We start from the raw sequence: 22,489 nt of genomic DNA on the forward strand, positions 1-22,489 counted from the left end.
TTCCATTTGGGGGCAGCGATTCCATATTCAGGGCATGGCCAAATCATCCGAAAAGAAGAATGGCGGCTTCGCCGAAGCCCCTCAGCCCGAGCTTTCGGGCACGCCGCTGACCGGTTCCATCGCGGACTGGGCAAGCGAGATTGCGCAGGAAGCAGAGAAGCCCGCGCCGGCGAAGGCCAGGGACAAGGCGAAGAAACCGAAGAAAACGGCTGAGCGTTCCGCCGGCGGCTCGAAGACCGCGCGCGGCACCTCCATGGGCGGCGCGGCCTCTGCGCGAGAGCGCGCGGCTGCCGGCATGATGCCCGTCGCCGGTCTCGACGTCACGCTGGAGGAGGCCGAGGGGCTTTCTTCCTCGGGCGTTACCGCCACGGTCGCCGCTCTTTCGCGGCTGATCGAGGGTGGCGATCCCAACCTTCAGTCCAACTGGACCCCGCACCGCCCCTCCCGGCCAGCAAAGTCGGAAGGCGGCGTGCCGATCAAGATGGTCACGGAGTTTACGCCCTCCGGCGACCAGCCGACGGCCATTGCCGATCTGGTCGCGGGCGCGAACGAGAACGAGCGCACCCAGGTGCTGCTCGGTGTTACCGGCTCGGGCAAGACCTTCACCATGGCCAAGGTGATCGAGGAGACGCAGCGTCCGGCCATCATCCTCGCGCCGAACAAAACGCTGGCCGCCCAGCTCTATGGCGAGTTCAGGTCCTTCTTCCCCGACAATGCGGTCGAGTATTTCGTTTCCTATTACGATTACTATCAGCCGGAGGCCTACGTTCCGCGTTCCGACACATTCATTGAGAAGGAATCCTCGATCAACGAGCAGATCGACCGCATGCGCCACTCGGCCACGCGCGCGCTGCTCGAGCGCGATGACGTGATCATCGTCGCTTCCGTGTCCTGTATCTACGGTATCGGCTCTGTCGAAACCTACACGGCCATGACCTTCCAGATGCAGATTGGCGACCGGCTGGACCAGCGCCAGCTTCTGGCCGATCTCGTTGCCCAGCAATACAAGCGTCAGGACATCAACTTCGTGCGCGGCTCCTTCCGGGTGCGCGGCGACACGATCGAAATCTTTCCTGCCCACCTTGAGGATCGCGCCTGGCGCATTTCCCTCTTTGGCGATGAAATCGAGACCATCACCGAGTTCGATCCGCTTACCGGCAAGAAGACCGGCGACCTGGAGTCGGTCAAGATCTACGCCAATTCGCACTATGTCACGCCGCGCCCCACGCTGAATCAGGCCGTGAAGGGCATCAATGCCGAGCTGAAACAGCGTCTGGCGGAGCTTGAGCGCGCCGGCCGTCTGCTGGAGGCGCAGCGCCTCGAACAGCGCACCCGCTTTGATCTGGAAATGCTGGAGGCCACCGGCTCCTGTGCCGGCATCGAGAACTATTCGCGCTATCTGACCGGCCGTGCGCCGGGCGAGCCGCCGCCGACCCTGTTCGAGTACATTCCCGACAATGCGCTGGTCTTCATCGACGAGAGCCACGTCACCATTCCGCAGATCGGTGGCATGTATCGCGGCGACTTCCGCCGCAAGGCGACGCTTGCCGAATACGGTTTTCGTCTGCCCTCCTGCATGGACAACCGTCCGCTGCGCTTCGAGGAATGGGACGCGATGCGCCCCGCCAGCGTCGCCGTTTCGGCCACGCCTGGAAACTGGGAGATGGAGCAGTCTGGCGGCGTGTTCGCCGAGCAGGTCATTCGCCCCACGGGTCTCATCGACCCGCCCGTCGAGGTGCGTCCCGCCAAGACCCAGGTGGACGATGTTCTGGGCGAAATCCGCGAGACCGCAGCCAAGGGCTATCGTACGCTGGTGACCGTGCTGACCAAGCGCATGGCGGAGGATCTCACGGAATATCTTCACGAGCAGGGCGTGCGCGTGCGCTACATGCACTCCGACATCGACACGCTGGAGCGCATCGAGATCATTCGCGATCTGCGTCTTGGCGCGTTCGACGTTCTGGTCGGCATCAACCTTCTGCGCGAGGGCCTCGACATTCCCGAATGCGGTCTTGTCGCCATTCTTGATGCCGACAAGGAGGGCTTTCTCCGCTCCGAAACATCGCTCATCCAGACCATCGGCCGTGCGGCGCGTAATGTTGATGGCCGGGTCATGCTCTATGCCGACCGCATCACCGGTTCCATGGAGCGCGCGATGGAGGAGACCAACCGCCGCCGCGACAAGCAGCTCGCCTATAATGAGGAGCACGGCATCACGCCGGCTTCCGTCAAGAAGAACATCGCCGATATTCTCGACTCCGTCTATGAGCGCGACCATGTCCGCGCCGATATCGGCGGTCGCGGCAAGGGCGAGGACCTCAACAACCTCGTGGGCAACAATCTTGCCGCCCATCTGGAGCATCTGGAGAAGGCGATGCGCGATGCGGCTGCCGATCTCGACTTCGAGGAGGCCGCGCGCCTTCGCGACGAGATCAAGCGCCTCAAGGAGACCGAGCTCGCCATCATGGACGACCCGCTGGCCCGCGACGCCGGTGTGGAGAACACCCAGAAGTCCCGCCGCGACAAGGCGCGCAGCAGGAAGGCACCGCAGAAGCAGGCGCAGGGTGAGGGTGGAGCGGCCTCCGCTTCCTCTCTCTTTCACAAGCCGGATCTTGATGAAATGGGCACGTCCGGCGCGCATGCCGTGCCGGCTGGCAAGGGGCTCTTCCGCAAGAACGATCTGGATGAGATGACGGTCGGGCGCACGGAAAAGCCGGTCCGCAGGCCGGTTCCGCAGAAGCCGGAGGATGACGCCAAGCCCGTTCGACGCCACAAGATCGGCCTTGGCTCTTATGAAGATCCAGCCGACGACCGGGCCCGCAAGCGCCGGCCAGGAAAGACCGGGCGGCCGGGACGGTAGGCGGCTGGGTTTTCACGGTGGTGCGTCAGGGGACGGACGTTTCATCTGTGGTCGGTGCCAAGCGCCCCCGCCCTTCGACAGGCTCAGGATGAGGGCTGTTGAGATGAGGCTCAGGATGAGGGGTCTTGAGATGTGAAGCGTCCCTCTTCGGGGCCTCCGCCAGCGTAGAAGTAACCCTCATCCTGAGCCTGTCGAAGGGCGAGGGTGCCTGGCTCCATCCAATGCGGACGGGCATCCTAAAGCGACTGAAATCGAGTGCATCATGAAACGTATTATTGCCTGCGCCTTCGCGCTTCTTCTGTCGGGCGCGGTGGTGGCGCAGCCGATTGATGATTTTGATTCACTGTCCACGCCGGAGCTGATCGACGTCGCGCCGGAGGCACATCCGGCTGCACTCTACGTTCTTTCTTCGCGCCTCATGGCGCAGGGGCGCGGACTGGAGGCGGCAAAGTGGATGTATGCCGGCCAGTTGCGCTACCGGTTTCTTGTAACGGCGCTCGGCGATGCCGGGCAGGATGAAAACATCCTGCTTTCCGCCCTGACGGAATCCGTCGGGCGTCCGGTGAACGAATATATCGCCGCCGATCCTGATGAATGGATCGAGGCGATGAAGTGGGCGCTGGACTGGGACGCCGCCCATGGCAATGCCCTGACCTCGAAAACGACGCATGCCTCCGATCTCGCCGCGATCCGCTCGGGACTGCGCGACTTGATCGTGCAGGTGGACGAAAACCGCGATCTTATCCGCAAGAGGCGCAGGGAAGCTGGTCTGCCTGTCCGATGAGGGACGGGCGCCGGATGCGGGGCCGGTTCAGTGTGGCTGGTCGTCTTCCCGGTTCCGCTCGTATCGTTCTTCAACCGGAAAGGGCGGGAGCCAGGCTTCGCGCCTGATGCTCCACAACTCATAGGAGGGGCTCAACTGGCTGGGTTCGTCCAGCGTGCCGAGATGCACCTCGGTTTCGTCGCCGGTCTTGGCGAAAACGGATGAACCGCAGCGCGGGCAAAAATGCCGCCCCTCATAATCGCGTGTCTCGCCGGTGATGGTCACCCTGTCCTGCGGGAAGACCGCTGCAGCATAGAACAGCGCGCCATGGTGCTTGCGGCAGTCAAGGCAGTGGCAGATCCCGACCCTGTCGGGCTGGCCCTTCGCTTCGACGCGCACGGCGCCACACAGGCACCCTCCTGCAAAATGATCCATGCCGCCTTTCCTTCGTTGTCGATACGTTGCGCGAACTCTGACGCCTGATCAGAAAGGCTGCAAGCGTTCACGGGGGCTGTGAGGCAGGGGGGGAGAGGGGCTGGTCTGTCTCAGCGCTTGCCCGCCAGCTTATGTAATCCTGAAGCAGATCGGCTGAACGGCTGAAAAACCGCCCGTCACCGCGCCTTTGCGCGCTGCGTATCGAGATCAGCGGGAAAGGGGCATTTGGCATTACCTGCCGGTGTTTTGGGGAATGACTGTCTTCGCCGGGCCAGAACTTGCCGAACATGAGGCCGGCTTTCGTGTAGTCCCGCTTCAATGGCCAGTGCAGCGCGCCGAGAAAGGATGCGTGATCGGTGTTTTCCGGCAGGCCGGCAAGCAGAACATTGTAGCAGAGCAGGCGTCCCGGAACGCGGTCAAGCCTGCTGCGCTCGGCAAGGAAAGCGTGGGTCAGACCGTGGAGAGCATCACGAAAGAGCTCCACATGCGCCGTGCCGGCGGCGCATGTGGGGTCGTATGTGGGGGCGCATGCGGCGTCGCGCTGCGCCAGCTTGAACGTTCTGATCGTGCCCGCAGCCCGTGCCTGCTGGATGAAGGGGCAATAGCGGGCGGAGGCGGTGAGAAAGCCGTCAATCTCGGCTTCTCCCGTCTCCGCAAGTCGCATCCGTGCCCGGACTTTGCGCATTGCCGGGCCTACCCGCCGCGCGAGGAGGTTTTCTTGTCCTTGTCGCTGTCGCGTATCGGCTTGGGAGGTGCTGTCTTCCCGCTGTCCTTGCCGTCATCCTTTGGCCTGCGTTCCATCGGATCGGGCTGAAGCGGGCTGCAATCCCACGAGGCGATGACCATGCCGGTTTGCAGATAGTGGTCGCGGGCAGGGCGATCCACCACACCGCCCTCGTTCATGAACCAGATCTCGGGCAGTTTCCCAAACCGCTCTTCATATTCAGCAGTCCATGAAATCAGCCCGTGGCCCTTGCCTTCGGCGTGGATGATGCGCCGGCCGCATGCCTCGATGCAGAACCGGTCATAGGCTTCATGGGCTTTCGAAGAGGATGTGCCCGGCTCGGCGGTCTCGCTGCCGGGTAACATTTCGTGCCAGTGCCTGTCGATGCGCTCCGACCACATTTCGATCGGGCGGTCGAGCGCGACATGGAGTTGGAAGAAGCGCGCCAGTTCTTCGGCAGCTGCTGCGTGATGTGTGTCTTGTCCGGGCATTTTCATACTCCCTCAGCAGCCATTTCTTCCGGATCCACGCTGTAGAAGCGGGGCGCCACCAGTGTGAGGTGCAGGATGTGGGGATGGCTCACCGAGAGTGCGCCCAGATGCCAGTAATTGTGCGCGGCGAGGTGTTCCCACAGGGCTCCATAGGCCGGAAAGCGGCAACCGGATGGGGTTGGCTGGTCCCACTTGGCCACATCGAAGGCGTTCAGTGCAGCAATCGTTCGGTACTGCTCATTGGCGAAGGCGTTCTCGATCTCTCGCCTTGTGCCGAACCGGTCGCGGTCTTCATCGTAAACGGCGCGCCCGCCCTTGAAGGCTTCGCGGGACGCGCGGTCGACCCTTGGTTCAACACCGCCAAAGACGCGGATCCGCGCCCAGTCCTGCAGCGTAAAGAGATGTGTCAATGTCCAGGCCATGGAGCCGCCATTGGCGGGCTCATCGAAAAAGCCGTCGTCCGAAAGTGTCTTGGAAACACGTAATAGCAGTGTTCCACTCGTGTCGATCTGACGCCTGATGGCATCCTTGATTCCGCTCAAATTCCCCTCCCATTGGATGTTCGCCCGGTTTTCCGTTTCCGGGTAAGCGTGAGGTTGCACCCCATGATTGAGGTGCCCCCCGGTAGAGGAAGTACTCTGGAGGCAATTTTACGGGTGCGTTACGCGCTCTGAATGGAGGAGGCAGGGCCGGAAAGCGTCGGCAGGGTTGTGCCAAAAATGCGCTGGAGCGGCGTCAGAAGCGGAGAGTGAAGCGGGTTTTCAGCGTCTGCTTTCTGCCGCTGCCGCGCGTGTCGGCGCTCAGGCCGTAATCCGTGGTCAGTGTCGCGCGCGGATTGAGCGCCCAGTCGAAGCCCGCCCGGGCCGTGATCTTTGCGCTGTCTTCCAGGCGGCGCACCTTCTGCGTTGCGACGGGCGCGGTGCGTTCGCTGCGGGCGGCGCTCCATTCCAGACCTGCGCGCGGCGTGACCCGTCCGCGCCGGGTTTCAATCCGGGTTTCGCCGGTCAGGCCGAATTTCATCTTCGCCGCTTCATTGCGGTGGCCGCTGGCCGCGCCGCTGAAGCGCATGTGCGAAAACGTGGCTTCACCATAGCTGCGCAGCTTTAGCCGATCCAGTGTGAAGGCGCGGCTGGCGCGCAGCATGGCGAACAGACGGTCGCCATCGCCGCCCGGAGCCCGGACGCCAAGCGAAGACCATCCAGAAAAGCTGCTGCGCGATGCGCCCAGCGCCACATCCAGATAGGTCCGGTCGCCGGTAAACAGCGTGCCATAGAGGGTCTGGCTCAGGATGCGTGTTGAATAGGTCATGTCGGTGGCAAGTGGCGAGCGGTCATAGGCAAGGCCCGTTGCATGCCCGATCAGGAGCCGAGGGCTCACCCGGTAATCTGCGCCAAACGCCAGCCCCTTGGTGGAAAACGCCGAAGCGCGGCGGTCATTGGCGCGCGTCTCGCTCAGCACGGCCTTGCCGCCCATCCAGCGGGCGAGCCTTGGTGTGCGTCGCAGCTTCTCCGCCGCGACGATCCGGCGGGTGTCGAGCAGCCGGCTTTCAGCATCATGACCGTGCCTGCGCTTCACATGCAGCCGCACGAGGCTTGCCTCGGCATTGCCGCCACGCGCCCTGAGCTGGCGCGTATTGGCCATCCGCTCACGCACGATGGAGAGCTGCCGCGCTTCGCTGTCGGCCGCGCGCGCCCGCTGCCGCACATGGATCGCCGTCATGTCGAACGACAGTTCCGCCGCACGTGCTCCTTCCGGAGGCGCGGATGATAATGCGACAGTCATGGCGAGCGCTGCCACCACGGGGGTGGAGCGTTTGCGGGCGAAGAACATTCCTGAAAGGCCCCGGTCATTGTTTGGGACGAACACGCCCACGAAGATAGAATGATCGGAGCGCGAGCGGAATGATCACGGCGTGTTTCTGTGTGAAATACTCCGTTTTCGCCCGGCCCTGTTGTCGATATGCCATAGGAGGCAATGCAGGGGCTCCTCAGCAGGCCCGGGGTCCCGGGGGGAAAGGCGGGAGTTCTCTTGTTCCGGGCAGGGGATGATCGCCTTCTTCGCATCGGTTGCCTGTTGGCGCATGGCGAAGAGCCTGATGTGCGGTCGCAATGGCTGGCGGCCGGACTGCGCCGTTACGCCATCGGAGTTTCTGAATCTGGAGTGCGTTTCGATTGCAGCGCTGCCATGGTTGCTGGCCGCACTGCTTGTGATTCTGGCCTGACGGCGGGCAAAGCGAGAGACGCAGTCATGGACAGCGTCCGCTGGTTCTCCGAGAGTTTTCGGGGGAGGAGCTGGGCGCAGCAAAACCCTTTCGCGCCACGGCGCGTCGGGCAGTCTCTGTTCGGCTGATGCTCTAGGCTTCCAGCCGCGTTCCGCCGTCCAGTCCGGCCTGAACCAGGTTGAGCGGTGTGCGGCGTCCATCGGCCCATGATCGCATGACATGTCCTGCCACACGTTCGCGGGTCTTGTTGTCGCTACGCTTTATGCCAAGTTCGCTGCAGACAGCTTCGATGGCGCTTTCCATTTCAGCCATCTCTGCTGCGTCATAGATGCCGGCGCTGATATGCGGTACTCCAGACTTGGCCATCGTCCGGCCCTCCTCTGTCGTTGAGCTGCGGTCGGCGTGCGTTACCTCCTCTGCCGCCGTCCACCTTCGCCCCACGCTATACGGTAACACGTTTATTTCCTCTTTCCATTATGGCGAATCTATGTTGCGCCCATGCGACAGCTCTGGAGGCAAAAAAATGCCCGGGCGCGTGAACCTTTTCGCTTACCTCCGCGACAGACGCATATCGGACGGCCGGGATGGCCGGCCCTTCGTTGCAAAAGGAGGATGATGAAATGACCCTGACCCTGAAACGCACTGTTACCCGTGGCCTGCTGGCTCTCGCGCTCACCGCTTCCGCGCTTTCGTTTGCGCCGTCTGAGAGCCGCGCCGGCAGCCTGTCTCCGGGTGAGGCGGCTGCGATTGCCGGGCTTGGCGGCTTCATCGCCGGTGGTCTGATCGCGGACTCCCGCGCCCGGTATTACGGCCCTGCGCCTGTCTACGGCGTTCCTTCCGCCTGGGACCGTCACGTGGCCCGCTGTTATGCGCGTTACCGCTCCTATGACGCTTACAGCGATACGTTTCTTGGTTACGACGGCTACCGTCATCGCTGTCGCCTGTAACCCTCATTTCTGAAGTGCAACAAAGGAAAGGAGGTGCGAGCGGACGCCGGATGACCGTTTTATCCCTCTCTCCCATTCATCGCGGTCATTCGCGGGCCGGTGCTTCCCTCAGGCGCCGGCCCGATTCACGTGTCGGGTGCGTTCGGTAACCGTTGTTTATCGGGCTTTGCCCGAACGCGGAAAAACACGCGCGGATGTGATCGCGCATTTCATGGATTTTGTCCGCTTTGCAGCACGGCATGATTGAACCATTGGCGCTGTTGCGCGTTGTTGCGCGGAGAGTGCCCGCCGCAGGGGCGATTGCGGCAAAGCTTTGGCGCAGGCCGTGTTTTGGATGGTCACTCTGATTGATTTGAGATTGGCGGTGTTCCGCCCCATCTTTCTGTCCGTCGGCCTGGTTCCCGCTTCCCCCAAGAACTGTCACCGGGGACTGGGCCGACAGTTGAGCAACAAAGGGAGTTCTGTTGATGAAGAAGATCCTCGCAACCCTGGCCGCCACCGGTTTTCTCACGCTCTCGGCCTATGCCGCCGAAGTGCAGGGCACGGTGCAATCCGTGGATGCGGAGACCCGGACGATCGCGCTTGACGACGGCACGGTCTACACCGCTGGTGAGGGCGTCGATCTTGCCAGCATAGCGTCCGGAGCGGCGGTTACGCTGACCATCGATGACACGACCAATGAGGTGACGTCCGTAGACGCGCAAATGTAATCCTGCCCACTCTCACCTGAACGGAAAGCCGGTCTCCACGCGAGGCCGGTTTTCTTTTGTTTGTTGTTTCGGAACAAACTGTCATAAAACTTTGCTAAGGGGGCTCTCTGAAAGGGAATCGAATGGTTCCCATAGCCCGATGCTTTGATTACCGGAGGCAGAATTCCATGAAGATTGCAGTTCTTGGCGGCGATGGATTCGTCGGCTGGCCGACCTCGCTTCACCTGTCGGCACGCGGACATGATGTTCATATCGTTGACAATCTGTCCCGGCGCTGGATCGACACCGAGCTCGGTGTCCAGTCGCTGACCCCGATGGATTCGATCCAGGAGCGCACGCGCATCTGGCATCAGGAGACCGGACGGCGCATCCATTTCCACCTGATCGATCTTGCGCGCGATTACGATGTGCTGAAGGCGTGGCTCGATGAGCATCGCCCCGACGCCATCGTGCACTTTGCCGAGCAGCGCGCCGCGCCCTATTCGATGAAGAGTGACCGGCACAAGAATTACACGGTCAACAACAACGTCAACGCGACGCACAATCTGCTCAACGCGATGACGGAGATCGGCCTCGACGCGCATCTGGTGCATCTGGGCACGATGGGCGTTTACGGCTATTCCTCGGTCGGCGCAGCCATTCCCGAAGGCTATCTGCCGGTTGGCGTCGAGACGCTTTCGGGCGATACGGCTTCGCTCGATATCCTCTACCCGACCAATCCGGGCTCCATCTATCACATGACCAAGTCGCTGGATCAGCTTCTGTTCCAGTTCTACGCCAAGAATGACGGCGTGCGCATCACCGACCTGCACCAGGGCATCGTCTGGGGCACGCACACGGAAGAGACGAAGCAGCATCCGCAGCTCATCAACCGCTTCGATTACGACGGCGACTATGGAACGGTGCTCAACCGTTTCCTGATCCAGGCGGCCATTGGCTACCCGCTGACCGTTCACGGTACGGGCGGTCAGACGCGCGCCTTCATCCACATTCAGGATTCCGTGCGCTGCGTGGAGATTGCGCTCGCCAATCCGCCCAAGCGCGGCGACCGCGTCGAGATCTTCAACCAGATGACCGAGACGCACCGCGTTCGCGATCTGGCCGAAATGATCGCCCGCATGACCGGTGCCGAGGTGGCCTATCTGCCCAACCCGCGCAAGGAAGCCGCTGAAAACGAACTCGTGGTCAAGAACGACAAGTTCCTTGCGCTGGGCCTCAATCCGATCACGCTCGAGGAAGGGCTTCTGGCTGAAGTGGTGGATGTGGCGAAGAAGTTCGACTACCGCGTCGACCGTTCGCGCATCCCTGCCGTTTCCGCATGGACCAAGGACATCGCGCCGACAATCGAGCGCGATCCCGAGGGCAAGCGCCTCAAGAGCGTCGGTTAAGCGGCGCTCCCAATGCCGAAACAGGCCTATGTGACGCTCGTCACCAATGCCGATTATGCAATGGGCGCGCTGGCTCTGGTGCGCTCCCTGCGGCTGACGGGCACCGATGCCGATCTTGTGGTGATGCACACCGGAGGCACGCCGGCCGAGGCGCTGGAGCCGCTTGCGGCTCTTGGCGCGCTTCTGGTGCCGGCGGAGCTTCTGCCGACCTCCGATGCCTTCAATGAGCGGCATCAGCGGGCGCGGCTTCACGCCAATGCGCCCTTTACCAAGGGCAACAAGCCGGCCTTCCACACACCGCTCGACAATTTCGCTAAGCTGCGCCTGTGGCAGCTCACCGAATATGAGCGGGTGGTGTTCATCGACGCCGACGCCGTTGTCGTGCGCAACATCGACCGGCTGTTCGGCTATCCCGAATTCTCCGCCGCCCCCAATGTCTATGAGGGGCTGGCGGATTTTCACCGGCTGAACTCCGGCGTGTTTGTCGCGCAGCCTTCGCAGGCGACCTTCGCTGCGATGCTTGAGCGGCTCGACCGGCCCGACGCCTTCTGGCGGCGCACCGACCAGACCTTCCTGCAGGATTTCTTTCCCGACTGGCATGGCCTGCCGGTGTTCTTCAACATGCTGCAATATGTCTGGTTCAACCTGCCGGAGCTGTGGGACTGGACGTCCGTTTCCGTAGTTCACTACCAGTATGAAAAGCCGTGGGAGCGCGATCATCCCAGGGCGGGCGAGCTCAAACCGCTCATCGATCTCTGGCACGCCTATCATACGGGCGAGAACATTCCCGACATCGATACGCTGGCGAACCCTGCGTCATGAGCATGCCGCACAGCATCGTCTCCGGCGGAACCGGGCTTGTCGGCCGCTTCATTGTCGAGGCACTGCTGACGGCCGGGCACCGGGTCACAATCATGGGGCGCAACGCCCCGCCGGATGGTTTCTTTTCTGAGTCCGTTGCCTTTGCTCCGCTTCGCCTCGAACCGGCGTCGATATCGACTGCCCTTTTCGAAGGGGCGGATTTCTTCGTTCATGCAGCCTTCGACCATGCACCCGGAAAATACCGGGGCGGCGAGGGCGATGACGCGGAAGGGTTTCGGCGGCGCAATCTCGATGCCAGCCTTGCACTTTTTCGCGCGGCAAGGGCCGCTGGGGTTTCCCGAACGGTGTTCCTCTCCACGCGCGCTGTCTATGGGCCGCGTGCGCCCGGCGTGATGCTGGACGAGATGGAGACCTGCCTTCCCGATACGCTTTATGGCGAGGTGAAGCGCGCTGCCGAAGAGGCGCTTTCAGCGCTCTGCGATGATGGCTTTCACGGCATCAGCCTGCGGGTGACCGGCGTCTACGGGGCGGCTGGCATCGGCCGCCGGCACAAATGGGCAGGGCTCTTCGAAGACTATCTGGCCGGCCGTGAGATCGCACCGCGCGCGGCGACCGAGGTGCATGGCGAGGATGTCGGATCCGCGGTGCGGCTGATGCTGGAAGCACCGGTGGCGGCGCTTGCGCAGGGCCTCTTCAACGTGTCCGATCTGGTGCTCGACCGTCGCGATCTTCTGGCGCTGGTGGCGCGTGAAACAGGATGCGGCAATGCGCTGCCGGAGGCTGCCGACCGCAGTGCCGTCAACGCGATGCACACCGAACGGCTGCGCGCACTGGGGTGGAACCCCGGCGGCGAAGCGCTTCTGGAGCGCACCGTCAGGACGTTGTTAAACGGCTATTAACCGTGTTGTGGTGAGATGGTGTTGTGTCGCCGTTCGGTATGAGCGGCGGCAGACCACCACCGAAATTTTCCCCGTGAAGCATTTCTGGTGAAAAGTGGCGAGACCGGCGGGCGCTGCCTGCGGTTATGCGAGCCGTTGCCGCACGTTTACGGTAAAACCTCATCCATCGATTCAAGATGTTGATGTATTGATTCACGTTTTTCGCGCATTGATTCACGTTGTCGCGCCAAGGCTTTGACGCAGAATCGAAAAATCGCGCTGCATTCTTTGCGTAAAGGAGCGGCGTGCCGGATGTTGCGGCGGGGCCAGGCGGCAGGTTTCTTGACCTGTCATTGGCGCGCAGCTACGCCCGGTTCAGACAGGATGAAGGGACCAGGAACCATGAATGCACCGGAAAACCCCACCGGCGACCTGACGCTGCGCACACAGGCGATGCCTGGTGACGCCAATGCCGCCGGCGACATTTTCGGTGGCTGGGTCATGGCGCAGATGGACCTTGCCAGCGGCATTCGCGCTGCCGAGCGCGCGCATGGCCGCGTGGTCACGGCAGCCGTGAAGGAAATGGCCTTCGCCAAGCCCATGAAGGTGGGCGACACGCTGTGCATCTACACGCACATCGAAAGCGTGGGGCGCACATCGATCCGGCTCAAGGTGGAAGCCTGGGCGCAGCGTTATCTCTCGCCGACCATCGAGATGGTGACGCATGCGGATTTCGTGATGGTGGCGCTCGACGTCAATGGCAAGCCGACGCCTGTCCCGCCGGAGGAGTGAGGCTTGGCGCATCGGCCCGAAAATCGGAATCGATTTTCAGAAAGCACGGTGCGCAGATTCAACAGGCTGGAGCGTCCTTTGTGCGTCCGAATGGACGCACGGCGCTCAGGCCTCCGGCGTCTCGTCGAGGCGGGTCGCCAGAACACGGTCGATGCGGCGATTGTCGAGATCCATGATCTCAAACCGCCAGCCCATCGCATCGGTGCTTTCGCCGGTCTTCGGCAGATGCGTGAACTCGGACAGAAGGAAGCCGGCGAGCGTCGTGTAGCTGCGGTCAAGCGGCAGGGTGAAGCCCAGATGGTCCGCCATTTCGTCGGCGGGCATGGAGCCCGGCAGCAGCCACGAACCGTCAGCGCGCTCGACAATGTCCATCTCGCCTTCTTCGGCATCGGCGCGGAACAGGCCGGCAATCGATTCCAGAATATCCGACGGCGTGACGATGCCCTCAAAATGACCGTGCTCGTCATGCACAAGCGCCATGGGCATGTCGGCTTCGCGCAGGATGGAAAGCACATCCAGCGCATCCGCCATGTCATGCACGACGGGGGCAGGGCGCACATGGGCGCGAATGTCGAGGGGCTCGCCCGCCAGATCGGACGCCAGAAGGTCGCGCAGTTTGACGACTCCCACAATCTCGTCGATCGAGCCTTCGCCGGCCGGCAGAAGTGAATGTCCCGAAGTCTTGAGGTTGGCCGCCAGCGCCTCTTCGCCCGCCGAAAGGTCCAGCCAGTCGATTTCGCCACGCGGCGTCATGATGGCGCGCGCCTTGCGGTCGGCAAGACGCATCACGCCGGCGATCATGCGGCGTTCGTCGGATTCGATGGTGCCGCTGCTCTCGGCTTCGGCGATCAGCGTCCTGATCTCCTCGTCCGTCACGCGCTGGCTCGATTCCGCGCTCTGCCCGAGCAGCGCCAGAACCAGACGGCCCGACACGTCGAGCAGCCAGACGAGGGGCAGGGTGATGCGTGACAGGAGCCCCATGATCGGCGCAACCTTGACCGCAATGCCTTCGGCATTCTTGAGCGCGATCTGCTTGGGCACCAGCTCGCCGACGATCAGCGACACATAGGTGATGAGCGCCACGACGATGCCGACGCCAAGCGGGTTTGCCACGTTGGTCGAAAAGCCCTGTGTAATCAGCCATTCCGAAAGCCGGGTGCCCAGCGTTGCGCCGGAGAAGGCGCCGGAAAGGACGCCGACCAGCGTGATGCCGATCTGCACCGTGGAGAGAAAACGGCCGGGATCGGCGGAAAGCGCCAGTGCGCGGGCTGCACCCCGCTGCCCCTGATCGGCGCGCGACTTGAGGCGCGCGGGCCTTGCCGACACCACGGCAAGTTCCGACATGGCCATGAAGCCGTTGAAGAGAATGAGGACGAACAGAATGACGATTTCAACGATGAGCATGGTTGCTCTTTAGCACCCCGGAAAGGACGGCGCGAGCCTTGGTGTGTGTGTATGACTGTTTCAGCGCACAGCTTTACTTGCAGGCGCGATAGCCGTTGCGGCGGCCCTTCAGGTCGAAGTGGAAATGATCGCGGTGATCGTAATTGTAGCCGGGGCCGAGAACGGTGGTGAAATAGTCGCAGCCTTCGGCGCGAACCGAGTTGAGCAGGCCGCGCTGGCGGAAGGCGAAGAAGCCGGGCTTGCGCACATCGACTTCGCGTCCGTTCTTCAGTTCCACACTCATCACGTCGAGCGCGTTGCCCTTGGAATGCTCCGAGGCGACGCTGGTTCCGGCGATCCGGCGGCACGAATAGCTCGAGCCCTGGCGGATCTTGCCGATGCCGGTGAAATAGCGGGTGCGTGCGGCTGGTGCGAGCTCGTTCTTTGTCCAGCGGGCGAAGGTTTCGGCCATCTGGCAGTTAAGCGTCGCTGCGGGCGCCATCTCGATGCCGCCGGACAGTCCGCTGACCTTGATCGGCCAGTCGATGCGGCATGCGCCGCCATCATTGATCGGCTCAAGATCCTGATACTGGACGCCGAGGCGCTTCAGACGTTTGCGGCATGCGACCTCTTCCGGCGGCATGACGCGCGCGGAGCTTTCGTCACGCGGTACGGTAAAACGCGGATAGGACACCATCATCGGATTGGACGGGACGAGCGCCTGAAGGCCCTGCGCCCTGGCCGGCGCCGGTGATGCAGCCGGTGCTGCGGGTTGCACCAGCTGAGCCTGAACCGGTGCCGGCGGCGCAACCTGTTGCATGACTGGCGCTGGCGGTGCGATCTGGCTCACCGTGGCCGCGGGAACGGCAGCGGTGCGCACACCGAGATCCACGGACGGTCGCGGCGACATCACATCGCTGACGGAACATGCGGAGAGGGTTGCAAGCGTCAGGCCGGCGAGCATGAGCCGCACGCGCGGACGCCGCACCGGTGCAACCAGCCTGTCAACTCGAATACCCGCCATGAACACGCCCCCGTCACCTCTCGAATTTGCTGAGAGAAGCTGAAGGTTAGCGCGTCAAGGTAAAGGAAGTATCAGTGACGCCGTTCAGACCTGTGACGTCTTTGTGGCGAGGGGGAGGACCTATCGGCAATAGGGGCGGTCGTTGCGGCGCGATTTCATGTCCAGATGAAAGTGATCGGCGTGGTCCGCGTCGCTGCCGGGACCTAGCACGGTGAGGAACGGGCCGCAGGCCGCCTTGCGGAACGCGTCGAGAAAGCGCGCACCGTCGCTCTTGAGGTCGTCCTTCTTGGAGACGGTCAGTGTGGCGCCGTCTGCCAGCGTGAAGGCTGCAATGTCGAGCGCATTGCCGAAGGCGTGTTCGGAGAGCGTGTTCGTGCCGTTGCGCGCGCGGCAGACATAGGCGGAGGCGTGACGCACGGAACGAATGGGTTGCTTCAGGTGCTTGCGAGCAAGGGCAGGAACCTGTCCGGAGAAGAAGCGGGCCAGCGCCAGCGCAGTCGTGCAGTTGAGCGTGGCTTCAGGCTCCAGCGAAATCTTCCGCGACAGGTCTTTGATGACAAGGGGATGCGGGATGCTGCAGCCGATGTCCTTGTCCCCAATCGGCTCCCGATCCTCGAAGGTGACGCCAAGCTCGGACAGCGCCTTGCGGCAGGCTGTTTCTTCCTTCGGTGTGCTTTGTAGTCTGGGCTGATCCTTGCGCTGCGGTGCTGGCTGATCCTTTTTGGTCCCGGCCTTTTCTTTTTCTTTGCCTTTGCCTTTGTCGGTCGGGCGCGGAGAGGGGATCGGCACAACGACCGACATCTCCTGACGCTTTACCTCACCCCGTAAATGCGGAATGGGTCCCGAAGAGGGAAGCGTGATGCGCCCGCCCTTTTCGGCAAGGACACTCTGCGCCGGAGACAGTGTCAGCGCGAAAAGACTGAGCAGAATGGGCCGAAAGGCGCGCCGGACGGCAGGTCTGTGGATCATGCGGGTTGATTGCATCAAAACCCGATAATCGGGAAATAAGCGCTTTTTCTGATCGGCATTTTATCGCGCGCCAATGGCGTCGAGGGCTTCATCCAGCCAGTCGCCGAGCATCGGCATGCCGAGAAGATAGGTGGCCACCCGTTTCGCGCCGTGCTGTTTGGCGTCATTGACGGCATTGGACCATTCGCTGATGTCGTAGTCGCCTCGACCGATCCAGGCGAGCGCCATCAGTTCGGCCGCTTCATCCACATTGAGGTCGGCCACGAGTTCGCGGAACTCCTCTTCCGTCAGATCCTCTTCTTCCTCTTCAATGAGGCCGTCATGCTGGTGGGTGTCGCGCGCTTCGCCATCGATCTCCACTTCATGCTCATGGCCATCGTCATAGTCGCTGTTGAGGCCGGCGCTGATGGCGCGCGCCTTGCCTGCGAGCAGGCGCACTGTGTCGGGATCGATCGACAGTTCCCATTCTCGTTCGACAGGCTTCTGCACGTCCATGTCCTCCAGCAAACGCTGTCATGATAGCGCAGAAAATGTTGAAAGCGCGATGCCTGACGATCGCTCCGTGAGAAAACGCTCAGGCCACGCTTCGCCGGCGGCTGCGGATGGCGGGAACGATCTCGACGGCAAGGATCGCCGCAAAGATCAGTCCGCAGCCCGCAAGGCCAAGCGGCGGAAGCCGTTCGCCAAGGAAAATCGCGCCAAACAGGGCGGCAAACACGGCCTCGGTGGAGAGGAAAATGGCTGCCTGCGGCGCTGTCGTGTAGCGCTGGCCGATGACCTGCAGCGTGAAGGCGATGCCGCCGGAAAAGACGCCTGCATAGAGGATTTCCGGCAGCGCGATGCGGATGGCGGCAAGATCGATGGGCTCTATGAATGAAGCGATGGCGAGCGCGATGACGGCAGTTACCCCGAACTGTGTCACGGACAGGGTGACGGGACGCCCCGTGTGGCTGGCGCTGCGCCCGATCATGATCACCTGAAGAGCCCAGAACAGGGCGCAGAGGATCGTGAGCCAGTCGCCGATCTGGAGCGAAACCTTGCCTGCGCCGGAAAGGAGCCAGATGCCGGCAAGGGCGGAAAGTGCTGCCGGCCAGACAATCCGGTGCGGCCATTGCCGAAACAGGAGGACGGCGAGAAAGGGGACCATCACCACATAAAGCCCGGTCAGAAAACCGGAATTGGTGACGGTCGTTGTAAGAAGCCCCACCTGCTGCGCAGCCATGCCGGCAAAGAGGAGCACGCCGATGACCACGAAATTGCGCTTGTCCAGAACCGTCAGGCTCGCTGTGCTGCGGCGGCTTTCCCACAGGGCGAAGGGCAGCACCGAGAGGCAGGCGATTGCAAAGCGCAGACCGATGAAAAGGAACGGGCCAATCGCATCCATGGCCGTGGACTGGGCAACAAAGCCCATGCCCCACATGGCGCCGGCAAGAAGCAGAAGAAGATTGGCCTGAACCCGTGTCATGCGCGTATCCGGATCGTAGAAAGAGCGTATTCCTTACGCAGCGCAACCCTGCGGCGCAAGGGCCGCAGGCCCGGCGGCCTATGGTCCAGAACGGCAGGAAAGTTTCGGGCTATTCCGGTCGGAATATGCGGATGATCTCACCCTTGCGCTTGTCGGTCAGAAGCCAGATCGAACCGTCAGGCGCGACATTCACATCGCGGATACGGCCGAACGCGCCCCGGAACAGGCGTTCCTCACCGGTGATTTCCCCGTCCTCATCGCGTTCGAGACGGGCAACGAGGTGGTATTTAAGGGCCGCAACCAGAAGATCACCTTCCCATTCGGGGAACATTTCGCCTTCATAGACAGCCGCTCCCGACGGGGCGATGGAGGGGTCCCAGTAATATTCCGGCTGTTCGTAGCCGGGGGCTTCGGTTCCCTGACCGATCTGCGTTCCGCTGTAATTGACCCCGTAGGAGATGACCGGCCAGCCATAGTTCTTGCCGGCCTCGGGGCGGTTGACCTCATCCCCGCCGCGCGCGCCATGTTCCACCGTCCAGATCGACTGGGTGACGGGATCGAAGACCATGCCCTGCGGGTTTCTGTGCCCCATGGACCAGATCTCGTGCGCGGCGTCGGGCGTGTTTGCAAATGGGTTGTCCTGCGGGATGCTGCCGTCGCGATTGATGCGCAGGACGGAGCCGGCATGATCCGTGGGATCCTGCGCGCGGCCGCCTTCGCCGCGGTCGCCGATGGTGAAGAACAGCGTTCCGTCGGGATGCAGCACGATGCGCGAGCCGAAATGCTGACCGGCCCCGGTTTTCCGGTTCATCGAAAAAATGGTGGTCACGTCTTCAAGTCGTGGGGTCTCGCCGTCCAGAACCAGCCGGGCGCGTGCGATGGCCGTGCCGGCTCCGCCCTCACCAGGTTCTGAATAGGAGAGGAAGATCGTTCCCGTCTCGGCAAAGTCCGGCGCGACGGCAACATCCAGAAGCCCGCCCTGTCCGGTTTCGGCGACGGCAGGCACACCCGGAATTGGAGCCGAGAGGGCGCCATCGGCGTAAAGGCGCAACTGGCCCGACCGCTCCGTGACGAGAGCGCTGCCGTCGGGCAGGAAGTCGAGCCCCCAGGGATTGGAAAGACCGCGCGCGAGCGTTTCGGAGGAGACGGTCACCTTGTCCGTGGCAAACGATTTGGCAGCCGCAAATGAGGGCAGGGCCAGAAGGGCGGAAGCCAGAGCTGTTCGCAGGACCAGGTTGTGCATGAAACTTTCTCCCATTACGCGATTCCGTCAACAGACAGGATGTAGCCACATTCAGGCAAGACAGATTTGTTCGCGATTGGAGCAGTTGTACGTTCGGAACGCAAAAATTTGCGTGAAAAACGTCATGACCTTGTTATATTGACAGGGGTCATGAGAAGCGGTTCCGCAGGCAGAAGCTTTCGGACCGTTTCTTTTTATGTCTGCGCCTGTGGCAGGGCGGCGTTTCGCGCATCGCGTGCGGAAGCTGTTCCTGTTTTCATGTCTGGAAGGTGAATGAAATGATCAAGGTTCCGATGACGCTCGCCGGAGCTGCGGCGTTGAAGGAAGAGCTGCGTTGGCGTCAGCAGGAAGAGCGCCCGCGCATCATCGAGGCAATTGCCGAGGCGCGCGCGCATGGCGACCTTTCGGAGAATGCTGAATATCATGCAGCCAAGGAGGCGCAGAGCCTCAATGAAGGCCGCATCGGCGAGCTCGAGGATTACATCGCCCGCGCTGAAGTGATCGACGTGTCGAAGCTGTCCGGCGACACCATCAAGTTTGGTGCAACCGTGATGCTGGTCGACGAAGACACGGAAGAGGAAAAGACCTACCAGATCGTTGGCGATCAGGAAGCCGATGTGAAGGCCGGTCGTATTTCCATTTCCTCGCCCATCGCGCGTGCGCTGATCGGCAAGGCCGTTGGTGATTCCATCGAAGTGAATGCTCCGGGCGGTGCGCGGGGCTACGAAGTGATAGAAGTCCGCTACGGCTGACCATGTCCGGCAAAGTGCCCGCAAGCGCGAGCGGCCAGCCACTTCCCGTCAGAGACGTGGAAGTGGTGGCCCCGAACTTCAAGAAGCGGCTTTCGGGCGTCACCAGCACAATCGTGCAACTGGTGCCCAAACAGGCCGAGAGCCTGGCCATCACAACCGTGGGGCCGGGCCTTCCCGACACACTGCCGAAGCTGCGCTGGTGGCAGGTGCCGGGTCTTTTGCTGAAACCCCATAACCGTCCGTTCCGTGTCTGGCATGCCCGGCGCAATCCGGAGATGCTGGCCGGTGTGGTGCTGCGTGATGTTTTCCGCGCGCCCCTGAAACTGGTCTTCACCTCCGCTTCCCAGCGTCATCACACGCGCTGGACGCGCTTTCTGATCAACCGCATGGACCGCGTGGTGGCGACGAGCCGCAAGACGGCGAGCTATCTCGAGGTCCCCAATCAGGTTGTGATGCATGGCATCGACACCACGCGCTTCTCGCCGCCGCCAGGCCCCGCCGAGGGGGCGGCGGCCGTCGGCATGCCTGAAGGGCAGCGCTATGTCGGTTGCTTTGGCCGGGTGCGGCATCAAAAGGGCACCGATCTCTTCGTCGATGCGATGATTGCCTTGCTGCCGGAGCGGCCGGGCTGGTCTGCGATCATCGCCGGTCAGGCGACGCAGCCGCACGCCGCTTTCGAGGCAGGGCTGAAGGAAAAGGTGCGCGCTGCCGGACTTGCCGACCGTGTTCATTTCGTTGGCACCCGCGAAGACATTCCCGCTTGGTACCGTGCGCTTTCGCTTTTCATCGCGCCGCAACGTTGGGAAGGGTTTGGCCTGACGCCGCTCGAAGCGATGGCGACAGCGGTGCCTGTCGTCGCCACGGATGTGGGCGCATTCTCCGAGTTATTGGAAAATAGCGGTGCGGGCACGCTTGTTGCCGTTGATGATCTCGGAGCGATGGTTTCTGCGGCAGCGCATTACATGGATGACGACGCCTTGCGGGGCAGGGCAGCCGATGCAGCGCTTTTGCATGCACGGTCGCATTTTCCCCTTGAAGGTGAGGCAAAAACGCTGAACGGGATCTATGAGGATCTGTGGCGAAAGGCTTCAAAGTGAAGATCGAAGGCTTCATCATTCACCTTCAGCGCGCGACCGCCCGGCGACAGCAGGTGGATCATCTTCTGAAAGAACTGCCGGTCAAGGCCAGCGTGGTGAACGCGGTGGACGGTCAGGCAATGAGCGATGAAGAGATCGCAGGCCATTATGTGAAGGAGCTTCACCGGCCGGCTTATCCGTTCGCCCTGCGCAAATCCGAAGTGGCCTGCTTCCTGTCGCACCGCAAGGTGTGGCGCATGATCGTGGAGCGCGGGCTCGATGCGGGGCTGATCATCGAAGACGATGTGGCGCTCGACGTCGCGCTTTTCGGGCGCTGCTTCGAGATGGGGAAGGCCGCCTGCAAGGGGGCTGCCTATGTGCAGTTTCAGACGCGGCCTGTGAAAGGCGCGTTTCGCACTGTTGCACGCGGTGATGGGATTGACGTGGTTTCGCCCGAAATCACGCAATTGCGCACGTCTGCCCAGCTGGTTTCGCGCGAAACGGCGGAAAAACTGCTCGATCTCAGCGAACGTTTCGACCGTCCGGTGGACACCTTTCTCCAGATGCGCTGGCTGACGGGCATTACGCCGGTCTGCGTTGTTCCGTCTGGCGTTTCCGATCGCACGCAAGAGACGGGCGGCAGCACGATTCAGGGTGGCAAGACGCCTTGGCAGCGGGTCTCGCGTGAGTATCACCGCTTCATGTACAGGCAGGCCGTGCGACGCCTGTCGGCTGCAGACCGATGCTAATTCTGGTCATCAATCTCGACCGGGAGAAAAAGCGTCTTCAACACATGCGCAAGGAGTTCTCCGCGCATGGGCTCGCGTTTCAGCGTGTTGCGGCGGTTGATGCCGCCCGGCTTTCCGACGAGACGATTGCTGCGTATCGAAAGGGCAAACCGAATTTCTACGAACTCGGCGTGGGTGAGGTGGCCTGTTTTCTTTCCCATCGAAAATGCTGGGAAATCGCGGCGGAAAGTGCGGAAAACCACACGCTCGTGTGCGAGGACGACCTCTTTCTGGGCGAGAATGCCGGGGAAGTGCTGGCCAGTGGAGACTGGATGCCTGCCGACGGCGGGATCGTGAAGGTGGAAGCGTCACGCTTCAAGACCCTTGTGGGCAAGGTTCCCGTGGCGGAAATTGCGGGCCATGGCGTCTTCGCGCTTCATCGCGATTATGCCGGTGCGGGCGCCTACATCATCTCCCGCGACTGCGCGCGCGAACTGCTGGCGCTGACGGAGACGTTTTGCGATCCTGCGGATCAGTTTCTGTTCAACCGTACGGTGCCGGGGTGGCATGGCAGGCCGATCTATCAGCTGATGCCCGCAGTGGCGATCCAGGAAGTTTTTCTGAAACCGGCATCCGGTCAGGCGCTTGGCAGCGCTCTGCAGGGTGAGCGGCGCACCAAGCGGCGTACGGGCTTTGACAAGCTGCGCCGTGAAGCGGCGCGCCCCTTCGAGCAATTGGGTGGGGTGATCAGCGGCGTGGTAACCGGACTTTTCTCCGACCGTCGCTGGGTGCGTGTCCCTTTCCGCTGAAAGGAAGGG

At 62.3% G+C, this 22,489-nt stretch carries 25 protein-coding genes; 13 read left to right on the forward strand and 12 right to left on the reverse strand.

All coding sequences use genetic code 11. The features are described from left to right. Positions 1–34: 34 nt before the first annotated feature. A complete protein-coding gene (gene uvrB / locus NDI72_RS02975) occupies positions 35–2,860 on the forward strand; it encodes an excinuclease ABC subunit UvrB (RefSeq protein WP_283799537.1) in 2,826 nt (941 codons plus the stop codon). 262 nt (positions 2,861–3,122) lie between these two features. Further along, positions 3,123–3,644 (forward strand): hypothetical protein, encoded by a 522-nt coding sequence (locus NDI72_RS02980; protein ID WP_283799539.1) that lies wholly within the window; start codon positions 3,123–3,125, stop codon positions 3,642–3,644. 27 nt (positions 3,645–3,671) lie between these two features. On the opposite strand, the gene NDI72_RS02985 is transcribed toward NDI72_RS02980, so the two are convergent. From NDI72_RS02985 to NDI72_RS03005, 5 genes are all read right to left on the reverse strand, one after another. Continuing rightward, positions 3,672–4,058: a GFA family protein gene (locus NDI72_RS02985; protein ID WP_206543996.1), complete on the reverse strand. Its 387-nt coding sequence runs from the start codon at positions 4,056–4,058 to the stop codon at positions 3,672–3,674. A 67-nt stretch (positions 4,059–4,125) separates the two neighbouring features. After that, complete coding sequence (locus NDI72_RS02990) at positions 4,126–4,722, reverse strand: DUF6875 domain-containing protein (protein ID WP_283799541.1); 597 nt, start codon at positions 4,720–4,722, stop codon at positions 4,126–4,128. A 29-nt stretch (positions 4,723–4,751) separates the two neighbouring features. After that, positions 4,752–5,273 carry a glycine-rich domain-containing protein gene (locus NDI72_RS02995; RefSeq protein WP_283799543.1) on the reverse strand — a complete coding sequence of 174 codons (522 nt, stop codon included), beginning with the start codon at positions 5,271–5,273 and terminating at the stop codon, positions 4,752–4,754. Between the two features lie 2 nt (positions 5,274–5,275). Next, complete coding sequence (locus tag NDI72_RS03000; RefSeq protein WP_283799544.1) at positions 5,276–5,815, reverse strand: DinB family protein; 540 nt, start codon at positions 5,813–5,815, stop codon at positions 5,276–5,278. Positions 5,816–6,008: 193 nt separating this feature from the next. Continuing rightward, the gene (locus NDI72_RS03005; RefSeq protein WP_283799546.1) at positions 6,009–7,103 is read right to left on the reverse strand and encodes an autotransporter outer membrane beta-barrel domain-containing protein; all 1,095 of its coding nucleotides are present in this window, start codon (positions 7,101–7,103) and stop codon (positions 6,009–6,011) included. Positions 7,104–7,317: 214 nt separating this feature from the next. Between NDI72_RS03005 and NDI72_RS03010 the strand changes: the two genes are divergently transcribed. Next, the gene (locus NDI72_RS03010) at positions 7,318–7,494 is read left to right on the forward strand and encodes a hypothetical protein (protein ID WP_206554230.1); all 177 of its coding nucleotides are present in this window, start codon (positions 7,318–7,320) and stop codon (positions 7,492–7,494) included. Between the two features lie 132 nt (positions 7,495–7,626). On the opposite strand, the gene NDI72_RS03015 is transcribed toward NDI72_RS03010, so the two are convergent. Beyond that, positions 7,627–7,860, reverse strand: a complete 234-nt coding sequence (locus tag NDI72_RS03015) for a hypothetical protein (RefSeq protein WP_113155775.1) — start codon at positions 7,858–7,860, stop codon at positions 7,627–7,629. Between the two features lie 254 nt (positions 7,861–8,114). Between NDI72_RS03015 and NDI72_RS03020 the strand changes: the two genes are divergently transcribed. The 6 genes from NDI72_RS03020 to NDI72_RS03045 all read left to right on the forward strand — a co-directional run bounded on the left by NDI72_RS03020 (position 8,115) and on the right by NDI72_RS03045 (position 13,031). Then, a complete protein-coding gene (locus tag NDI72_RS03020) occupies positions 8,115–8,441 on the forward strand; it encodes a BA14K family protein (protein ID WP_283799548.1) in 327 nt (108 codons plus the stop codon). 467 nt (positions 8,442–8,908) lie between these two features. Continuing rightward, on the forward strand, positions 8,909–9,151 hold the full coding sequence (locus tag NDI72_RS03025) for a DUF1344 domain-containing protein (protein ID WP_113155773.1): 243 nt from the start codon (positions 8,909–8,911) through the stop codon (positions 9,149–9,151). Between the two features lie 167 nt (positions 9,152–9,318). Beyond that, positions 9,319–10,539, forward strand: coding sequence for an NAD-dependent epimerase/dehydratase family protein (locus tag NDI72_RS03030; protein ID WP_113155772.1), 1,221 nt, complete (start codon positions 9,319–9,321; stop codon positions 10,537–10,539). 12 nt (positions 10,540–10,551) lie between these two features. Then, a complete protein-coding gene (locus NDI72_RS03035; protein WP_283799550.1) occupies positions 10,552–11,361 on the forward strand; it encodes a glycosyltransferase in 810 nt (269 codons plus the stop codon). Positions 11,362–11,363: 2 nt separating this feature from the next. After that, on the forward strand, positions 11,364–12,260 hold the full coding sequence (locus NDI72_RS03040) for an NAD-dependent epimerase/dehydratase family protein (protein ID WP_502888370.1): 897 nt from the start codon (positions 11,364–11,366) through the stop codon (positions 12,258–12,260). A gap of 381 nt (positions 12,261–12,641) precedes the next feature. Beyond that, positions 12,642–13,031, forward strand: coding sequence for an acyl-CoA thioesterase (locus tag NDI72_RS03045; protein WP_113155770.1), 390 nt, complete (start codon positions 12,642–12,644; stop codon positions 13,029–13,031). Between the two features lie 105 nt (positions 13,032–13,136). Here the strand turns inward: NDI72_RS03045 and NDI72_RS03050 are convergent, their stop codons facing one another. The 6 genes from NDI72_RS03050 to NDI72_RS03075 form a co-directional block, all read right to left on the reverse strand. Continuing rightward, positions 13,137–14,435, reverse strand: a complete 1,299-nt coding sequence (locus NDI72_RS03050; RefSeq protein ID WP_206543988.1) for a hemolysin family protein — start codon at positions 14,433–14,435, stop codon at positions 13,137–13,139. Positions 14,436–14,508: 73 nt separating this feature from the next. Then, complete coding sequence (locus tag NDI72_RS03055; RefSeq protein ID WP_113155768.1) at positions 14,509–15,438, reverse strand: extensin-like domain-containing protein; 930 nt, start codon at positions 15,436–15,438, stop codon at positions 14,509–14,511. Positions 15,439–15,558: 120 nt separating this feature from the next. Beyond that, positions 15,559–16,407 (reverse strand): extensin-like domain-containing protein, encoded by an 849-nt coding sequence (locus NDI72_RS03060; protein ID WP_283799553.1) that lies wholly within the window; start codon positions 16,405–16,407, stop codon positions 15,559–15,561. Positions 16,408–16,467: 60 nt separating this feature from the next. Beyond that, the gene (locus NDI72_RS03065; protein WP_206543986.1) at positions 16,468–16,896 is read right to left on the reverse strand and encodes a DUF3775 domain-containing protein; all 429 of its coding nucleotides are present in this window, start codon (positions 16,894–16,896) and stop codon (positions 16,468–16,470) included. An 85-nt stretch (positions 16,897–16,981) separates the two neighbouring features. After that, positions 16,982–17,872: a DMT family transporter gene (locus tag NDI72_RS03070; protein ID WP_113155767.1), complete on the reverse strand. Its 891-nt coding sequence runs from the start codon at positions 17,870–17,872 to the stop codon at positions 16,982–16,984. 109 nt (positions 17,873–17,981) lie between these two features. Beyond that, positions 17,982–19,115: a PQQ-dependent sugar dehydrogenase gene (locus NDI72_RS03075; protein WP_206543984.1), complete on the reverse strand. Its 1,134-nt coding sequence runs from the start codon at positions 19,113–19,115 to the stop codon at positions 17,982–17,984. Positions 19,116–19,393: 278 nt separating this feature from the next. Here NDI72_RS03075 and greA point away from each other — a divergent pair, with 278 nt between their 5' ends. From greA to NDI72_RS03095, 4 genes are read left to right on the forward strand one after another with little or no spacing between them, the layout of a single operon-like run. Then, positions 19,394–19,867, forward strand: coding sequence for a transcription elongation factor GreA (gene greA, locus NDI72_RS03080; RefSeq protein ID WP_113155765.1), 474 nt, complete (start codon positions 19,394–19,396; stop codon positions 19,865–19,867). A 2-nt stretch (positions 19,868–19,869) separates the two neighbouring features. Next, positions 19,870–20,964, forward strand: coding sequence for a glycosyltransferase family 4 protein (locus NDI72_RS03085; RefSeq protein ID WP_206543983.1), 1,095 nt, complete (start codon positions 19,870–19,872; stop codon positions 20,962–20,964). Then, a complete protein-coding gene (locus NDI72_RS03090) occupies positions 20,943–21,692 on the forward strand; it encodes a glycosyltransferase family 25 protein (RefSeq protein ID WP_283799554.1) in 750 nt (249 codons plus the stop codon). The genes NDI72_RS03085 and NDI72_RS03090 overlap by 22 nt, the downstream gene beginning before the upstream one ends. After that, on the forward strand, positions 21,686–22,480 hold the full coding sequence (locus tag NDI72_RS03095; protein ID WP_113155762.1) for a glycosyltransferase family 25 protein: 795 nt from the start codon (positions 21,686–21,688) through the stop codon (positions 22,478–22,480). The genes NDI72_RS03090 and NDI72_RS03095 overlap by 7 nt, the downstream gene beginning before the upstream one ends. Positions 22,481–22,489: the final 9 nt, after the last annotated feature.

The organism is Nitratireductor sp. GZWM139 (assembly GCF_030068685.1).
Lineage (GTDB): Bacteria > Pseudomonadota > Alphaproteobacteria > Rhizobiales > Rhizobiaceae > Nitratireductor > Nitratireductor aquimarinus.

What these genes read in the sequence shown, in the direction of transcription:
- uvrB (WP_283799537.1), top strand. Translation starts at nt 35, where the DNA reads ATGGCCAAATCATCCGAAAAGAAGAATGGCGGCTTCGCCGAAGCCCCT.
- NDI72_RS02980 (WP_283799539.1), top strand. Translation starts at nt 3,123, where the DNA reads ATGAAACGTATTATTGCCTGCGCCTTCGCGCTTCTTCTGTCGGGCGCG.
- NDI72_RS02985 (WP_206543996.1), bottom strand. Translation starts at nt 4,058, where the DNA reads ATGGATCATTTTGCAGGAGGGTGCCTGTGTGGCGCCGTGCGCGTCGAA.
- NDI72_RS02990 (WP_283799541.1), bottom strand. Translation starts at nt 4,722, where the DNA reads ATGCGACTTGCGGAGACGGGAGAAGCCGAGATTGACGGCTTTCTCACC.
- NDI72_RS02995 (WP_283799543.1), bottom strand. Translation starts at nt 5,273, where the DNA reads ATGCCCGGACAAGACACACATCACGCAGCAGCTGCCGAAGAACTGGCG.
- NDI72_RS03005 (WP_283799546.1), bottom strand. Translation starts at nt 7,103, where the DNA reads ATGTTCTTCGCCCGCAAACGCTCCACCCCCGTGGTGGCAGCGCTCGCC.
- NDI72_RS03010 (WP_206554230.1), top strand. Translation starts at nt 7,318, where the DNA reads ATGATCGCCTTCTTCGCATCGGTTGCCTGTTGGCGCATGGCGAAGAGC.
- NDI72_RS03015 (WP_113155775.1), bottom strand. Translation starts at nt 7,860, where the DNA reads ATGGCCAAGTCTGGAGTACCGCATATCAGCGCCGGCATCTATGACGCA.
- NDI72_RS03020 (WP_283799548.1), top strand. Translation starts at nt 8,115, where the DNA reads ATGACCCTGACCCTGAAACGCACTGTTACCCGTGGCCTGCTGGCTCTC.
- NDI72_RS03025 (WP_113155773.1), top strand. Translation starts at nt 8,909, where the DNA reads ATGAAGAAGATCCTCGCAACCCTGGCCGCCACCGGTTTTCTCACGCTC.
- NDI72_RS03030 (WP_113155772.1), top strand. Translation starts at nt 9,319, where the DNA reads ATGAAGATTGCAGTTCTTGGCGGCGATGGATTCGTCGGCTGGCCGACC.
- NDI72_RS03035 (WP_283799550.1), top strand. Translation starts at nt 10,552, where the DNA reads ATGCCGAAACAGGCCTATGTGACGCTCGTCACCAATGCCGATTATGCA.
- NDI72_RS03040 (WP_502888370.1), top strand. Translation starts at nt 11,364, where the DNA reads ATGCCGCACAGCATCGTCTCCGGCGGAACCGGGCTTGTCGGCCGCTTC.
- NDI72_RS03045 (WP_113155770.1), top strand. Translation starts at nt 12,642, where the DNA reads ATGAATGCACCGGAAAACCCCACCGGCGACCTGACGCTGCGCACACAG.
- NDI72_RS03050 (WP_206543988.1), bottom strand. Translation starts at nt 14,435, where the DNA reads ATGCTCATCGTTGAAATCGTCATTCTGTTCGTCCTCATTCTCTTCAAC.
- NDI72_RS03055 (WP_113155768.1), bottom strand. Translation starts at nt 15,438, where the DNA reads ATGGCGGGTATTCGAGTTGACAGGCTGGTTGCACCGGTGCGGCGTCCG.
- NDI72_RS03060 (WP_283799553.1), bottom strand. Translation starts at nt 16,407, where the DNA reads ATGATCCACAGACCTGCCGTCCGGCGCGCCTTTCGGCCCATTCTGCTC.
- NDI72_RS03070 (WP_113155767.1), bottom strand. Translation starts at nt 17,872, where the DNA reads ATGACACGGGTTCAGGCCAATCTTCTTCTGCTTCTTGCCGGCGCCATG.
- NDI72_RS03075 (WP_206543984.1), bottom strand. Translation starts at nt 19,115, where the DNA reads ATGCACAACCTGGTCCTGCGAACAGCTCTGGCTTCCGCCCTTCTGGCC.
- greA (WP_113155765.1), top strand. Translation starts at nt 19,394, where the DNA reads ATGATCAAGGTTCCGATGACGCTCGCCGGAGCTGCGGCGTTGAAGGAA.
- NDI72_RS03085 (WP_206543983.1), top strand. Translation starts at nt 19,870, where the DNA reads ATGTCCGGCAAAGTGCCCGCAAGCGCGAGCGGCCAGCCACTTCCCGTC.
- NDI72_RS03095 (WP_113155762.1), top strand. Translation starts at nt 21,686, where the DNA reads ATGCTAATTCTGGTCATCAATCTCGACCGGGAGAAAAAGCGTCTTCAA.